This is a genomic window from Pseudomonas sp. AG1028 (assembly GCF_007993955.1).
In the GTDB taxonomy this organism is placed as follows: Bacteria; Pseudomonadota; Gammaproteobacteria; order Pseudomonadales; family Pseudomonadaceae; genus Aquipseudomonas; species Aquipseudomonas straminea.
The window spans coordinates 149,813-165,089 of sequence record NZ_VIVP01000003.1; the positions used below are offsets into that span (position 1 = coordinate 149,813).

Genomic DNA, 15,277 nt, shown 5'->3' on the forward strand with positions numbered 1-15,277 from the left:
TTAGCCAAAAGACCAAGTGGTTTTCCAGCAGCGAGTGTTGATAATGGAGATGCGGCACTTTGTCCGCATCGCTTTTTCTCTGCAAGAGGTACCCCTGCCCATGTGGTACAACGGTTTTCTCGATCTGCCGGTCTGGCAGCTCATCGTCGTCACCCTGGTGCTGACTCACATCACCATCGTAGCCGTCACGGTCTATCTGCACCGTTATTCGGCGCACCGCTCCCTGGAGCTGAACCCTGCACTCAAGCACTTCTTCCGATTCTGGCTGTGGATGACCACAGGCATGAACACCCGCGAGTGGACGGCCATCCACCGCAAGCATCACGCCAAATGTGAAACCGCAGAAGACCCCCACAGCCCGGTTGTGAAGGGCCTGGGCACGGTAATGCGCAAAGGTGCCGAGCTGTATGCCGAAGAGGCGAAGAACGAAGACACCCTGCGCATCTACGGCAAGAACTGCCCGGATGACTGGATCGAGCGCAACATCTATTCGCGCTTCCCGATTGGCGGCGTGTCGCTGATGCTGATCATCGATGTGCTGTTGTTCGGCGCCCTGGGCCTGACCGTCTGGGCCGTACAGATGATCTGGATTCCCTTCTGGGCTGCCGGGGTCATCAACGGGCTGGGCCATGCCGTCGGTTATCGCAACTTCGAGTGCCGCGACGCGGCCACCAATCTGGTGCCCTGGGGCATCATCGTTGGCGGCGAGGAGCTGCACAACAACCACCATACCTACCCGAACTCCGCCAAGCTGTCGGTCAACCGCTGGGAGTTCGACATGGGCTGGGCGTGGATCCGGCTGTTCAGCATGCTGGGCCTGGCCAAGGTTCAGCGCGTTGCGCCGATTGCCCATCGCGTGCCGGGCAAAGGGATTCTGGACATGGATACCGCCATGGCCATCCTCAACAACCGTTTCCAGATCATGGCTCAGTACCGCAAGCTGGTGATCGGGCCGCTGGTCAAGCAGGAGCTGGCCAAGGCCGACGAGTCAGTTCGTCATCAGTTTCGTCGGGCCAAGCGCCTGCTCTCTCGTGAACCGAGTCTGCTGCAGGACAAGCAGCAGGTGCGTATCGACGCCATGCTGGCGCACAGCCAAGCGCTCAAGGTGATCTACGAGAAGCGCCTGGCACTGCAACTGATATGGGCGCGTACCAGTGCCAATGGTCATGACATGCTCGAAGCGATCAAACACTGGGTACACGACGCCGAAGCGAGCGGCATTCAATCGCTGCGTGATTTCGCCGAGCAGTTGAAAACCTACTCTCTGCGCCCAGTGGCCGCGTGATGTAGCGCACAAAGCCGGGAGGTCGGTGAACCGCCCACTGCAGCCATGGTCATAGTTGTGACCCGGCTGCCACCCAAAAGCCCGCCATTCGGCGGGCTTTTTCGATTCTCCTTGGCGGCCTTAACCGCAAGCAAGGGGCCAATGCTCTGGATCGGTATATGGATGAACTCGCTGCTATTGACCTGGAAGAGCTGACCCTGGCTCTGCTGCACAGCCGTGCTGAAGGCACCCGGCTGCGCGAGCGCGAGCAACTGTTCAGCACGCTCCTGGGCAGCGTCAATGCGGTGCTCTGGGCGTTCGACTGGGAGGCTCAACAGATCATCTATGTCAGCCCGGCTTACGAGTTGATTTTCGGACGCTCGGCCGGCTTGTTGCTGGCCGACTATGGAGAGTGGCGCAACAGCATCTATCCCGATGATGTGGAATACGCGGCCGAAAGCATGGCCAAAGTGCTGGAGACCGGTGCCGTGGAGGCTCGCGAATACCGGATCATCCGTGCTGACGGCGAGATTCGCTGGCTCAGCGACAAATGCTTTATCGGCAGGCAGAGCGAAACCCATGCGTCGCCGATCATCTTCGGTATTGCCGAAGACATCACCGAGAAGAAGCAGCTCGAAGGCGAGCTGCACCGCCTGGCCACCACCGACGTGCTGACCCAGAGCAGTAACCGTCGGCACTTCTTCGAATGCGCGCAAAGCGAGTTCGAGCTGGCGCGCACCCACGGGCAGCCGCTGGCCTTCCTGCTGCTCGACCTGGACGACTTCAAACATATCAATGACACCTACGGCCACCAGGTCGGCGACCAGGTGCTGCAGCAGCTGGCCAATTGCGCCAGTTCGGTACTGCGCCGTGGTGATCTGTTCGGGCGAATCGGTGGTGAAGAGTTCGCAGCACTGTTCCCAGGGTGCGAGCCGGAGCTGGCCTCGCAGATCGCCCAGCGCCTGCAGCGCGAGATTCAGCGTCTGTCCTTCAGCCATGAAGGCACCACCTTCGGTATTACCGTCAGCCAGGGCCTGACCACGTTACGCAGCGGGGATCCGGGCCTGGACGTGCTGTACGCACGGGCCGATGCGGCGATGTACCAGGCCAAGCGTCAGGGCAAGAATCAGATCGTCACCAGCTGAGTTGGCGGAATATCGCCTTAACCTTGCTTTTATACGGCGGAAAATCGCTCATTTTTATCGATGAGCGCACGCCCCTTCCTGTCATTTTGCCAGTAACATATTGAAATGTTGGCGCTTATGCGACTTTGGTCGTCCATGGCATGCAATCTGCTGTGTTAAATTCCACAGCAACGGCCTACAGAGCCGAAAATAACAATGCCGAGAGTCGAACGATGCCTATTGCCTGTCGCAGCAGTCAGTCCAACCTGTTTCACCCTTACCCCTAAGTTTTCGTATTGCCGTCTTCGTAGTCATGGCGCCCTCCGGCTGCCTGTCGCCTGACGGCCGTACCCGAATTCGGCTGGCTGCGCGCCATGAAGGCGGCATCTGGCGGGCCGATGTGCAACACCACTAAAAGAACAGAACACTGGAGAGATCACGATGAAAAAAGCTTCCCTGGCGCTGGCCGTAGCCGCCGGCACTCTGGGTCTGACCCTGGGCAACGTTGCCAACGCTGCCTTTATCGAAGACAGCACGGCCAAGCTGGATCTGCGTAACTACTATTTCAACAACGATGTTCGCGATACTGACAGCCCCAGCAACAAGGAGTGGGGGCAGGCTTTCCAGTTGAACCTGCAGTCGGGTTTCACTGAAGGCACCATCGGTGTTGGCGTTGATGCAATCGGCCTGCTGGGTGTACGTCTGGATGGCGGCGGCCGTGCTGGCAAGCCGGGTCAGAGCCGTACCCCGCAGTCGTCGGGCACTACCGGAACTCTGTTCCCCCTGGATAGCGACGGCAGCGCCGAGAACGAATTCAGCAGCCTGGGCCTGACCGGCAAGATTCGTTTTTCTAAAACTGTCGCGCACGTTGGTACTCTGCAGCCCAAGCTGCCGGTCGTGACCTTCAACGACGGTCGTCTGATTCCGCAAACCTTTGAAGGTGCGCAAATCACTTCCAACGAAATCGATAATCTGACCCTGATTGCTGGTCAGCTTGAGCATGCTAAAGGTCGTGCTTCTAGCAACTCGGATTCGCTGTCTATCGCTGGCTCGGCTAATGGTGCGGACAGCAATAAGTTTTATTACGCAGGTGCTGACTATAAGATCAACAAGGATCTCTTGGTTCAGTACTACTACGGCAACTTGGACGACTTCTACAAACAGCACTTCCTGGGCCTGACCCACACTCTGGCGCTAGGTGCTGGCACGCTGAAGTCCGACCTGCGTTATTTCGATACCGGGTCCGATGGTAAAAACAGTGGTGCTGCTGGGCGTGCCGAAGGGTATCGTGGTGCTGGTTATTGGAACGGCGGTAATGCCAATTCTAGTTTCGGTGAAGTCGACAACCGTACTTGGAGCGCATTCTTCACATACAGCTTGGAAGGCCATGCTCTGAGCGCCGGTTATCAGCAGGTTTCCGGTGACAGTAACTTCACTCAGCTAAACCAAGGTAATCTGCCTGGTGGTCAAGGCGGGGCAACCACCTATCTCATCACCGACCGTCAGATCACTAACTTCGGCCGTGCCGGCGAGCGTACCTGGATCACCCAATACGGCTACGACTTCGGCAAGATCGGCGTACCGGGCCTGACCGCCAACGTGCTGTACATGAAAGGCGACAATATCAAGTCGGCTACTGGCGATTTGAAAGAATGGGAACGCGACCTGACCATCAGCTATGTGGTACAGCAAGGCGCAGCCAAAGGTCTGGGTTTCGCCTGGCGTAATGCCTCGCTGCGTAGTCAGCCAGGCGGCGATATCGATCAGAACCGCCTGATCGTCAGCTACAGCATCCCGCTGCTGTAAGCAGACCGTATCGAGCCGCACCACGCGGCGGCTCGTTCAAATGCAAAAGCCCGGACTGGTTCCGGGCTTTTGCGTTTCTGCTGGTTGGTTAAATCAATTGGCAGTAGCTGCAGGCTGCTGCTGGGTGATGCAGTGGATATTGCCGCCGCCCAGCAGGATTTCCCGGCCCGGCACCATCACCACTCGGTGCTCGGGGAACAGGCGCTCGAGGATGGCCTTGGCTTCTGCGTCCTTCGGGTCGTTGAAGCTGGGGGCGACGATGCCGCCGTTGACGATCAGGAAGTTCACGTAGGAACCGGCCAGGCGCACCTCAGGGCTGCGCTCCTGGCTGCCGGCTGCGCGGTCGACACCGGCGCATTCTTCCTCGGTGGCATACAGCGGGCCCGGGATCGGCATCTTGTGCACGGTCAGGGCGCGGCCTTTGGCGTCGCGGACTTTTTCCAGTACACCCATGGCTTCCTGGCAACGGCTGTAGTTGGGATCCTGCGGATCGTCGGTCCAGGCCAACAGCACTTCGCCCGGTCGCACGTAACAGCAGAAGTTGTCGACGTGGCCGTCGGTCTCGTCGTTGTACAGGCCATGCGGCAGCCAGATCACGGTATCGATGGCCAGGTGATCAGCCAGCATGGCTTCGATCTGTTCACGGTTTAGGTGCGGGTTGCGGTTGTGGTTGAGCAGGCACTCTTCGGTGGTGATCAGGGTGCCTTCACCGTCGACGTGGATCGAGCCGCCCTCGAGTACGAAACCTTCAGTGCGGTAGCGGTCGTAGCCTTCGATATTGAGGATCTTGCTGGCGACCTGATCATCACGCAGCCAGGGGAAGTAAAGGCCGCCCTCGAACCCGCCCCAGGCGTTGAAACCCCAGTCCACGCCGCGCACTTCGCCCTTCTGGTCGGTGACGAAGGTTGGGCCGGTATCGCGAACCCAGGCGTCGTCGGTGGTCATCTCGACGACGCGAATACGCTCGTGATCCAGGTGTGCGCAGGCATTTTCGTATTGCGCCGCCGAGGCGCAGACGGTGACCGGCTCGAACTCGGCGATGGCCTTGGCCACGGCTACGAACGCGTGCTGGCCAGGCTTGCCACCCAGTCGCCAGTTGTCCGGGCGCTCCGGCCACACGATCCAGGTCTGGCTGTGTGGCTCCCATTCGGCCGGCATGCGGAAGCCATCGGCGCGGGGTGTGGAGGTCAAGGTGTTCATGGCGTTGCTCCGGTGCTGAAGTCGTTCAAGGGGTCAGGAGGCGGTTGCGCCATCCCAGGGTTCAATGGGGCATACAGAATCTGGTCGCCGTTTACGGAGCTTATCCCTGGTGCGCTTACAGCCCTTGCATCACATGCCTGTATTGCGGCGAGGCGAGGGCTTATACGCGGCGAGAAATGCTCATTGGAAATGATCTTATAGTCGATAAATATCGGCTTTGAAAGGATGTTTTTAGCACTATCCAGCATATTTAAAATATATTTGCGGATAATTATTTGTATTAAATGAAATTGTTCGGGCTGATGGCGCAACTCGCATGGCGGTTCAGCGAAGCATGGCCACGGCGGCACCTTTCAGCTGATTGCGCGTTTGCGCAGGAAGGGCGGCAGGTAAAGCCCTAGGTACGCTTCGAATACGCGCAAGCCTTCCTCGGCATAACGTGGGGTGATTTCTCCGTGCTGGTGAATCGAGCGGGCGTACACCCGATCGCCAAGCTCCATGGCCAGGCCGAACACATCGATATCGTCCGGCAGCGCCGGCAACTCGAAGTAGCGGTCGAACAGTGCCCGGTGCTGCTGACTGAGCTCGATATCGTGCTGGCGGTCAGCCTGGGTCACCTCGCTGAGGCCGTGCTGGGCGAGGATCAGCTGCCTGGCCGCCGCATCGCCGGCATAGATGCGCAGCATTCGCTGCTCGATGATTCGGGAAAGATCACGCCAGGACTGCAACTGGTCCGCGTCGATGGGCTCCTGCAGGCAGTCTCGGAAGGCACGGTGAACATCGGCCGTCAGCGCCTGGAGCAAGGCGGGTACGCTGGGAAAGAAGTGGTAGACCGAGGACGGTGCGATTTCCGCGCGTTCGGCCACGGTGTAGATCGACAGCGCCGCCACCCCTTGCTCGGCCAGTAGCGTGCGGGCCGCGGCGAGAATCTGTTCGATACGTGCCTGGCTGCTGGCGCGGGGCTTGCGGGCGCTCACTCAGGCGTTCCTGGCTGCTTGCAGGCGTGTGCCAGGCCAATAACTGGCAAAGCCGGAAGGCGGTGAATCAATGCGGTCTTCCTATTTGACGATGGTGGCGAGTGCGACGAGATACCGTGGCGTCAGTACCTGGCCGGTCGCCGAATGATAGCGCCAGGCGACTATGAAAACGCCGGCTTCCGCCGGCGTTTTGCGCATCACACGGTGTGCAGGTACCAGTTGTACTCGAGATCGGAGATGGTCGTCTCGAACTCCTGCAGCTCCGCTTCCTTGCAGGCGACGAAGATGTCGATGTAATCCGGGCTGATGTACTTGTTGAGCACCTCACTGTCGTCCAGCTGGCGCAGGGCATCGCGCAGGTTGTTCGGCAGGCTCTGTTCCAGTTGCTCGTAAGAGTTGCCCTCGATGGGCTCACCTGGATCCAGCTGGTTGGTCAGACCGTGATGAATACCGGCCAGGATCGCCGCCATCATCAGGTACGGGTTGGCATCGGCGCCGGCTACCCGGTGTTCGATGCGGATCGCATCGCTGCTGCCGGTCGGCACGCGTACGGCTACGGTGCGGTTGTCCAGGCCCCAGCTCGGCGCGTTCGGGACGTAGAACTGCGCGCCGAAACGGCGGTAGGAGTTGACGTTCGGGCACAGGAAGGCCATCGACGCCGGCATGGTGTCGAGAATGCCTGCAATGGCATGACGCAGCGGGGCGTGCTGCTCCGGATCCTCGGTGGCGAAGATGTTCTGCCCGGTTTTCTTGTCGAGTAGCGAGATGTGCACGTGCAGACCATTGCCCGCTTGACCCGGATAGGGCTTGGCCATGAAGGTGGAGTCCATCTCATGGTCGTAGGCGATGTTCTTGATCAGGCGCTTGAGCAGCAGCGCGTGGTCGCAGGCCTTGAGCGCATCATTGGTGTGATGCAGGTTGACCTCGAACTGCGCCGGTGCACTTTCCTTGACGATGGCGTCGGCGGGCAGCGCCTGCTCCTTGGCGGCTTCGAGCATGTCCTGCAGGCAGTCGACGTACTCGTCGAGGTCGTCGATCAGATAAACCTGAGTCGAGTGCGGGCGCTTGCCGGAGATCGGCGAGCGCGGCGGTTGTGGACGGCCATTCACGTTCTCCTGGTCGATCAGGTAGAACTCCAGTTCGAAGGCCGCGCAGATGGTCAGGCCAAGTTCGTCGAACTTCTGTACCACCTGACGCAATACCTCACGGGGATCGGCAAAGAAGGGGCTGCCGTCCAGTTCGTGCATGGTCATCAGCAGTTGCGCTGTTGGGCGCTTCTGCCAAGGTTCCTTGCACAGGGTATCGGGGATGGGGAAGCAGATACGGTCGGCGTCGCCGATGTCCAGGCCAAGGCCGGTGCTTTCGACGGTTGAGCCGTTGATGTCCAGGGCGAACAGCGAAGCTGGCAGGTTGATGCCCTTTTCATACACCTTGTGGAGGCTGGCGCGTTCGATGCGCTTGCCGCGCACGACACCATTCATATCTGCAATCAGAAGGTCGACGAACTGAACCTCAGGGTGTTCCTTGAGGAACGCGTTCGCTTCATTGAGCTGAACGGCACGCGGGGGTACCGACATGATGCAACACCTTTGTTGTTAAAAATATCAATCAATTGCTGACACACAGCGAGTCAATCCCAAACGCCAGAGGCTGTCAAGGCAGCTCGATGTTGCCCCAATGAGGGGCGCTGCGGCCATTTTTAGGGCGTTTCAGGGCATTTCCAGCGTTAGATCTCTGCACCCTTTTAGACGCGGCTGTGGGGCGGTGCGCGAATCATTGAGCCAGCTTGTGTTGAAAAATGAACAAGGATAAGCTCGGTCAAACCCCACATAATCCAACAATACGGGTGTTTCATGAGCTGCATGTCGCTGTCCGGCGTCATTGCCAGCCTCCCACGGTGCGCGGCATTGCCGGCTGTGGTAGAGGTTGCTCGATCCTCTTGCGCAGCCCTTGCGGCGCGCACTGCGGCGCATCGCATTGCGGTATCTCTTACCTGCTCCTTCGCTCGAAAATCTGCACACTTCTCAATCCGTGAAGACGTTTGCGTCTTCATTGCTAGGCGACGAGTATCGCGACGCCTCGATGCGCTCAACGGCATTGCCAATCGTGAACCTTGCCGTGAAGCAGGTGACGGCGCGCGCTTTGCAAAGGCATCTGACTCTGTCGAGTGCAACAAAGGTCGGTTACAGTCGGTGCACGATGGTGAAGCACCGCTGGGCATGCGCTGCGCTCTGCCGCCAGTGCCTGGAGGGTCGCTCGGGCAGTTGCCCGCAGTCGTGTAACACCCTGGTTTATTCCGCATCCACCTGGCAGGCCTGCCAGGCCTCTCGTGGTGCGGGGCATGTCGAGCCGGCCGAGGATGCCGGTTTCAAAACACTGAGGTCTCTATGAGCACCAAACTGGACCAGCTCTCGAGCTGGTTGAAAGAACGCAAGATCACCGAAGTCGAATGTCTGGTCAGCGACCTGACGGGGATTGCCCGGGGCAAGATCTCGCCGACCAACAAATTCCTCGACGAAAAGGGCATGCGCCTGCCTGAAAGCGTGTTGCTGCAGACTGTCACCGGCGACTACGTCGAAGACGACATCTATTACGACCTGCTCGACCCGGCGGATATCGACATGTTCTGCCGGCCGGACGAGAACGCCGTATTCATCGTGCCCTGGGCCATCGAGCCCACCGCCCAGGTGATCCACGACACCTACGACAAGCAGGGCAACCCCATCGAGCTGTCGCCGCGCAACATTCTCAAGAAGGTGCTGCGCCTGTATGCCGAAAAAGGCTGGCAGCCCATCGTGGCGCCGGAGATGGAGTTCTACCTGACCAAGCGCAACAGCGACCCGGACTTCCCGCTGGTGGCGCCGATGGGCCGTTCCGGGCGCCCGGAAACCGGCCGGCAGAGTTTTTCGATCGATGCGGCCAACGAATTCGACCCGCTGTTCGAAGACATGTACGACTGGTGCGAGCTGCAGGGCCTGGACCTGGACACTCTGATCCACGAGGAAGGCCCGGCGCAGATGGAGATCAACTTCCGTCACGGCGAGGCTCTGCACCTGGCTGACCAGATCCTGGTGTTCAAACGCACCATGCGCGAGGCGGCGCTCAAGCACGACGTGGCGGCGACCTTCATGGCCAAGCCGATCACCGATGAGCCGGGCAGCGCCATGCACCTGCACCAGAGCATCATCGACGTGAAGACCGGCAAGAACATCTTCTCCAACGAAGACGGTTCGATGAGCCAGCTGTTTATGCATCACATCGGTGGCCTGCAGAAATACATCCCCGAAGTGCTGCCGCTGTTCGCGCCCAACGTAAACTCGTTCCGCCGCTTCCTGCCCGACACCTCGGCGCCGGTGAACGTCGAGTGGGGCGAGGAAAACCGCACCGTCGGCCTGCGCGTGCCGGATGCCACGCCGAATAACCGCCGCGTGGAAAACCGCCTGGCTGGCGCCGACGCCAACCCTTATCTGGCCCTGGCAGCCAGCCTGCTGTGCGGCTACATCGGCATGGTCGAGGGCATCGAGCCCAGCGCGCCGGTCGTCGGCCGCGGCTACGAGCGCCGCAACCTGCGCCTGCCGCTGACTTTGGAGGCGGCGCTGGAGCGCATGGAAACCTGCCAGGTGGTCGAACAGTACCTGGGCCACAAGTTCGTCAGCGGCTACGTGGCGGTCAAGCGTGCCGAGCACGAGAATTTCAAGCGGGTGATCAGCTCCTGGGAACGCGAGTTCCTGCTGCTCTCGGTCTGATCCAGCCGGGGCTGTCGTGTGATCCGACCGGCCCCGCATTTATAAGAGGTGAACATGACGGCAAACAATGCAAAGACCCAGCAATGGCAGGCCATGAGCCGCGATCATCACCTGGCGCCTTTCAGCGACTTCAAACAATTGGCCGAGAGGGGCCCGCGCATCATCACCCGCGGTGAAGGTGTGCACCTGTGGGACAGCGAAGGCAACAAGATCCTCGATGGCATGGCCGGGCTGTGGTGCCTGGCCGTCGGCTACGGCCGTGAGGAACTGGTCGAGGCGGCCAGCAAGCAGATGCGCGAGCTGCCGTTCTACAACACCTTCTTCCAGACCGCCCACCCGCCAGTGCTGGAGCTGGCCAAGACGCTCGCCGAGGTGACGCCAGCTGGCATGAACCACGTGTTCTTCACCGGCTCAGGCTCGGAAGGCAACGACACCATGCTGCGCATGGTTCGCCATTATTGGGCACTCAAGGGCAAGCCGAACAAGAAGGTGGTGATCGCCCGCGAGAACGGCTACCACGGCTCCACTGTCGCCGGCGCCAGCCTGGGCGGCATGAAGGGCATGCACGAGCAGGGCGACCTACCGATTCCGGGTATCGTGCATATCGCCCAGCCTTACTGGTTCGGCGAGGGCGGCGACATGACGCCGGAAGCCTTCGGCATCTGGGCTGCCGACGAGCTGGAGAAGAAGATTCTCGAAGTCGGCGAAGACAATGTCGCTGCCTTCCTGGCTGAGCCTATTCAGGGCGCGGGCGGCGTAATCATCCCGCCGGACAGCTACTGGCCGCGGGTGCGCGAGATTCTCGCCAAGTACGACATCCTGTTCGTCGCCGACGAAGTGATCTGCGGGTTCGGCCGTACCGGTGAGTGGTTCGGCAGCGACTTCTACGGCAACAAGCCGGACATGATGACCATCGCCAAGGGCCTGACCTCCGGCTATGTGCCGATGGGCGGCCTGGTGGTGCGCGACGAGATCGTCAAGGTGCTCAACGAGGGTGGCGACTTCAACCACGGCTTCACCTATTCCGGCCACCCGGTTGCGGCGGCGGTGGCACTGGAGAACATCCGAATTCTGCGCGAAGAAAAGATCATCGAGCGGGTCAGAGAAGAAACGGCACCGTATTTGCAGAAACGCCTGCGCGAATTGGCGGATCACCCGCTGGTCGGTGAAGTGCGCGGCGTAGGTATGCTCGGCGCCATCGAACTGGTGAAGGATAAAGTCACTCGCGCGCGTTACCCGAGCGACAAGGCGGTGGGCATGATCTGCCGCGGTCACTGTTTCGAGAACGGACTGATCATGCGCGCCGTGGGCGACACCATGATCATTTCGCCGCCGCTGGTGATCAGCAAGAGCGAGATCGACGAGCTGGTGGAAAAGGCCCGCAAGTGCCTGGACCTCACCGCCCGTGCTTTACTGGCCTGACGGCTGCTGCAAGGCGTTTCGAAGGTAGCGACAGTTGGTGCAATAAATTGCCTGCCAGGGCTTGAGCGATGGGGCTGCTATCGCCAGACTTGCCGGCCAAAAAAACGGGCCTTCCGCACAGCGCGGCGGCCCGGTTAATCGACATCACATAGGGAGCTGAACCGCATGATCAAGACTTTCGGCAAGACTCTGCTGGCGGTGACGCTGGCCGGCGCCGTGGCCGGTATGGCGCAGGCTGATGGCAAGGTCCTCAACATCTACAACTGGTCGGACTACATCGCCCCGGACACCATCGAGAAATTCACCAAGGAGACCGGCATCAAGGTCACCTACGACGTCTTCGATTCCAACGAAACCCTGGAAGCCAAGCTGTTCGCCGGCAAATCGGGTTACGACATCGTGGTGCCGTCCAACAGCTTCCTGGCCAAGCAGATCAAGGCCAAGGTCTACCAGCCGCTGGACAAGTCCAAGCTGCCGAACTGGGACAACCTGGACAAGAACCTGCTGAAAACCGTCGAGGTCAGCGACCCGGGTAACAAGTATTCCTTCCCGTACATGTGGGGCACCGTGGGCATCGGTTTCAACCCCGAGAAGGTCAAGGCTGCGCTGGGCGAAAACGCCCCGGTTGATTCCTGGGACCTGCTGTTCAAGCCCGAGAACATCGAGAAGCTGAAGTCCTGCGGCGTGTCCTTCCTCGACTCGCCAACCGAGATCCTGCCGATCGCCATGCAGTACCTGGGCTATGAACCGACCAGCACCGATCCGAAGCAGCTCAAGGAAGCCGAAGCGCTGTTCATGAAGATCCGCCCGTCGGTCACCTACTTCCACTCCTCCAAGTACATCTCCGATCTGGCCAACGGCAACCTCTGCGTGGCCGTGGGCTACTCGGGCGACATCTACCAGGCCAAGTCGCGCGCCGAAGAGGCCGGTGGCAAGGTCAAAGTCTCCTACAACATTCCCAAGCAAGGTGCCGGCGCCTTCTTCGACATGGTGGCCATTCCGGCCGATGCGGAGAACGTCGAGTCCGCCCATGCCTTCCTGAACTTCCTGCTCAAGCCGGAAATCATGGCCGAGATCACCAACGAAGTGCACTTCCCGAACGGCAACGCGAAAGCCACCCCGCTGGTCGACGAAGCCATTCGTAACGACCCGGGCGTTTACCCGACCCAGGAAACCATGGGCAAGCTGTATGCCTTCCCGGACCTGCCGGCGGCCGCCCAGCGCACCATGACCCGCAGCTGGACCAAGATCAAGTCCGGTCGCTGATCGGCTGATGACCGCGGCGCCTGGTGCCGCGGTCCGTTTCAGCAGGCAAAAGGGGCGGATCGTCGCCCATCGAGGGCAGCGCCACGACCGTGGCGCTCTCCCAGATCGCGATACGTCACCTCGGTGACGAGACACAAGAAGAGGACGACCTGTGCATTTTTCCCTGGGCAAGATCCTGACAACGACCGCGCTTTCGGTTGGCTTGGCAACCCTGGCACATGCGGACGGCACCGTGCATATCTACAACTGGAGCGACTACATCGGCGAGAACACCCTGGCCGAGTTCCAGAAGGCCACGGGCATCAAGCCGGTCTACGACGTCTTCGACTCCAACGAAACCCTGGAAGGTAAACTGCTCGCCGGCCGTACCGGCTACGACGTGGTGGTGCCGTCCAATCATTTTCTCGGCAAGCAGATCAAGGCGGGCGCGTTCCAGAAGCTCGACCGTTCGCTGCTGCCGAACTGGAACAATCTCGACCCGGCGCTGCTCAAGCAGCTGGAAACCAACGACCCGGGCAATCAATACGCCGTGCCTTATCTGTGGGGCACCAACGGCATCGGCTACAACGTGGCCAAGGTCAAGGAAGTGCTCGGTGTCGACAAGATCGACTCCTGGGCCGTGCTGTTCGAGCCGCAGAACATGAAGAAGCTCGCCAGCTGCGGCGTGTCCTTCATGGATTCGGCAGACGAGGTTATTCCCTCGGTGCTCAACTACCTGGGCCTGGACCCGAACAGCCAGAGCGCTGACGACTACGCCAGGGCCGAAGCCAAGCTGATGGAAGTGCGCCCCTATATCAGCTACTTCCACTCCTCCAAGTACATCTCCGATCTGGCCAACGGCAACATCTGTGTGGCGTTCGGCTACTCCGGTGACGTGCTGCAGGCCGCCGACCGTGCCGCGGAGGCCGGCAAGGGCGTCGAAATCGCCTATGCGATTCCCAAGGAAGGCGCCAACCTGTGGTTCGACATGCTTGCCATCCCCAAGGATGCCAGCAACGTCAAAGAGGCCCACGCCTTCATCAACTACCTCCTAGATCCCAAGGTGATCGCCGGGGTCAGTGACTACGTGGGTTACGCCAATGCCAACACCAAGGCGGGCGAGCTGATGGATCAGGAAATCCGCGAGGACGAGTCGGTGTACCCGCCGCAGGCCGTGCTGGACAAGTTGTACGTGATGGCCGAACTGCCGCCCAAGGCGCAGCGCCTGATGACGCGAAGCTGGACGAAGATCAAGTCCGGAAGATGATCAACCCTTTAGCGCCCGGCCTCTGTCGGGCGCCATTTTTACTGCGGGAGTTTGGTAATGGCAGTTGCTTCCAGTACCTATAAGAAGGTCATCGAGGGGAGCCAGCAACCCAAAGAGGTGTTGGTCAAGATCGAGCGTGTGACCAAGAAGTTCGACGAAACCGTCGCGGTCGACGATGTCTCGCTGACCATCAACAAGGGCGAGATCTTCGCCCTGCTCGGTGGTTCCGGTTCCGGCAAGTCGACCCTGTTGCGCATGCTCGCCGGCTTCGAGCGGCCGACCGAAGGGCGCATCTTCCTCGACGGCCAGGACATTACCGACCTGCCGCCGTACGATCGACCGATCAACATGATGTTCCAGTCCTACGCGCTGTTCCCGCACATGAGCGTGGCCGACAACATCGCCTTCGGCCTCAAGCAGGACAAGATGCCCAAGGCCGAGATCGACGCCCGTGTTGCCGAGATGCTCAAGCTGGTGCACATGACCCAATACGCCAAGCGCAAACCGCACCAGCTTTCCGGCGGTCAGCGTCAGCGCGTGGCCCTGGCCCGCTCGCTGGCCAAACGCCCCAAGCTGCTGCTGCTCGACGAGCCAATGGGGGCGCTGGACAAGAAGCTGCGCTCGCAGATGCAGCTCGAGCTGGTGGAAATCATCGAGCGCGTCGGCGTGACCTGTGTGATGGTCACCCACGATCAGGAAGAGGCCATGACCATGGCCCAGCGCATCGCCATCATGCACCTGGGCTGGATCGCCCAGATCGGCAGCCCCATCGACGTCTACGAGACGCCGGCCAGCCGTCTGGTCTGCGAGTTCATCGGTAACGTCAACCTGTTCGACGGGCAGATCGTGCATGACGACACCGACCACGCGGTGATCGACTGCCCGCAGCTCGACAAGCCGATCTATATCGGCCACGGCATCAGCACCCGTGCCCAGGAGACCCAGGTTACCTACGCCCTGCGCCCGGAAAAACTGCTGATGGCCACCCAGCTGCCGGCTGACCACGAGCACCCGGAATACAACTGGAGCAACGGCACCGTGCATGACATCGCCTATCTGGGCGGCCATTCGGTGTACTACGTCAAACTGACCTCCGGGCAGATCGTGCAGTGCTTCATCGCCAACGCCGAGCGCCGCGGCAAGCGGCCGACCTGGGATGACCCGGTGGTGGTGTTCTGGGAAGACGACAGCGGCGTGGTGCTGCAGTCATGAAAATGAGCAGCCTG

General features: G+C 60.4%; 11 protein-coding genes. 8 read left to right on the forward strand and 3 right to left on the reverse strand.

Annotation, left to right across the window (positions count from 1 at the left end):
* The first annotated feature begins 100 nt into the window (after positions 1–100).
* The 3 genes from desA (at position 101) to FB481_RS05925 (ending at position 4,194) form a co-directional block, all read left to right on the forward strand.
* Positions 101–1,285, forward strand: coding sequence for a delta-9 fatty acid desaturase DesA (gene desA, locus FB481_RS05915; protein ID WP_147175457.1), 1,185 nt, complete (start codon positions 101–103; stop codon positions 1,283–1,285).
* A gap of 158 nt (positions 1,286–1,443) precedes the next feature.
* A complete protein-coding gene (locus FB481_RS05920; RefSeq protein ID WP_093500446.1) occupies positions 1,444–2,409 on the forward strand; it encodes a GGDEF domain-containing protein in 966 nt (321 codons plus the stop codon).
* 420 nt (positions 2,410–2,829) lie between these two features.
* Entirely contained in the window at positions 2,830–4,194 is a 1,365-nt protein-coding gene (locus FB481_RS05925; RefSeq protein ID WP_147175459.1) for an OprD family porin, read from the forward strand.
* Between the two features lie 93 nt (positions 4,195–4,287).
* On the opposite strand, the gene aguA is transcribed toward FB481_RS05925, so the two are convergent.
* From aguA to FB481_RS05940, 3 genes are all read right to left on the reverse strand, one after another.
* On the reverse strand, positions 4,288–5,394 hold the full coding sequence (gene aguA, locus FB481_RS05930; RefSeq protein WP_147175461.1) for an agmatine deiminase: 1,107 nt from the start codon (positions 5,392–5,394) through the stop codon (positions 4,288–4,290).
* 353 nt (positions 5,395–5,747) lie between these two features.
* Positions 5,748–6,371 carry a TetR/AcrR family transcriptional regulator gene (locus FB481_RS05935; protein WP_093500440.1) on the reverse strand — a complete coding sequence of 208 codons (624 nt, stop codon included), beginning with the start codon at positions 6,369–6,371 and terminating at the stop codon, positions 5,748–5,750.
* 197 nt (positions 6,372–6,568) lie between these two features.
* A complete protein-coding gene (locus FB481_RS05940) occupies positions 6,569–7,948 on the reverse strand; it encodes a glutamine synthetase family protein (protein ID WP_147175462.1) in 1,380 nt (459 codons plus the stop codon).
* 810 nt (positions 7,949–8,758) lie between these two features.
* Between FB481_RS05940 and FB481_RS05945 the strand changes: the two genes are divergently transcribed.
* The 5 genes from FB481_RS05945 (at position 8,759) to potA (ending at position 15,263) form a co-directional block, all read left to right on the forward strand.
* Positions 8,759–10,117, forward strand: a complete 1,359-nt coding sequence (locus tag FB481_RS05945) for a glutamine synthetase family protein (RefSeq protein WP_093500436.1) — start codon at positions 8,759–8,761, stop codon at positions 10,115–10,117.
* 54 nt (positions 10,118–10,171) lie between these two features.
* The gene (locus tag FB481_RS05950; RefSeq protein ID WP_147175464.1) at positions 10,172–11,539 is read left to right on the forward strand and encodes an aspartate aminotransferase family protein; all 1,368 of its coding nucleotides are present in this window, start codon (positions 10,172–10,174) and stop codon (positions 11,537–11,539) included.
* A 165-nt stretch (positions 11,540–11,704) separates the two neighbouring features.
* Positions 11,705–12,805 carry a polyamine ABC transporter substrate-binding protein gene (locus tag FB481_RS05955; RefSeq protein WP_093500432.1) on the forward strand — a complete coding sequence of 367 codons (1,101 nt, stop codon included), beginning with the start codon at positions 11,705–11,707 and terminating at the stop codon, positions 12,803–12,805.
* A gap of 151 nt (positions 12,806–12,956) precedes the next feature.
* Positions 12,957–14,051, forward strand: coding sequence for a polyamine ABC transporter substrate-binding protein (locus tag FB481_RS05960; RefSeq protein ID WP_178109843.1), 1,095 nt, complete (start codon positions 12,957–12,959; stop codon positions 14,049–14,051).
* Between the two features lie 57 nt (positions 14,052–14,108).
* Positions 14,109–15,263: a polyamine ABC transporter ATP-binding protein gene (gene potA, locus FB481_RS05965; RefSeq protein WP_013789494.1), complete on the forward strand. Its 1,155-nt coding sequence runs from the start codon at positions 14,109–14,111 to the stop codon at positions 15,261–15,263.
* The last annotated feature ends 14 nt before the right edge of the window (positions 15,264–15,277 follow it).

What these genes read in the sequence shown, in the direction of transcription:
- desA (WP_147175457.1), top strand. Translation starts at nt 101, where the DNA reads ATGTGGTACAACGGTTTTCTCGATCTGCCGGTCTGGCAGCTCATCGTC.
- FB481_RS05925 (WP_147175459.1), top strand. Translation starts at nt 2,830, where the DNA reads ATGAAAAAAGCTTCCCTGGCGCTGGCCGTAGCCGCCGGCACTCTGGGT.
- FB481_RS05950 (WP_147175464.1), top strand. Translation starts at nt 10,172, where the DNA reads ATGACGGCAAACAATGCAAAGACCCAGCAATGGCAGGCCATGAGCCGC.
- FB481_RS05940 (WP_147175462.1), bottom strand. Translation starts at nt 7,948, where the DNA reads ATGTCGGTACCCCCGCGTGCCGTTCAGCTCAATGAAGCGAACGCGTTC.
- FB481_RS05945 (WP_093500436.1), top strand. Translation starts at nt 8,759, where the DNA reads ATGAGCACCAAACTGGACCAGCTCTCGAGCTGGTTGAAAGAACGCAAG.
- potA (WP_013789494.1), top strand. Translation starts at nt 14,109, where the DNA reads ATGGCAGTTGCTTCCAGTACCTATAAGAAGGTCATCGAGGGGAGCCAG.
- aguA (WP_147175461.1), bottom strand. Translation starts at nt 5,394, where the DNA reads ATGAACACCTTGACCTCCACACCCCGCGCCGATGGCTTCCGCATGCCG.
- FB481_RS05955 (WP_093500432.1), top strand. Translation starts at nt 11,705, where the DNA reads ATGATCAAGACTTTCGGCAAGACTCTGCTGGCGGTGACGCTGGCCGGC.
- FB481_RS05920 (WP_093500446.1), top strand. Translation starts at nt 1,444, where the DNA reads ATGGATGAACTCGCTGCTATTGACCTGGAAGAGCTGACCCTGGCTCTG.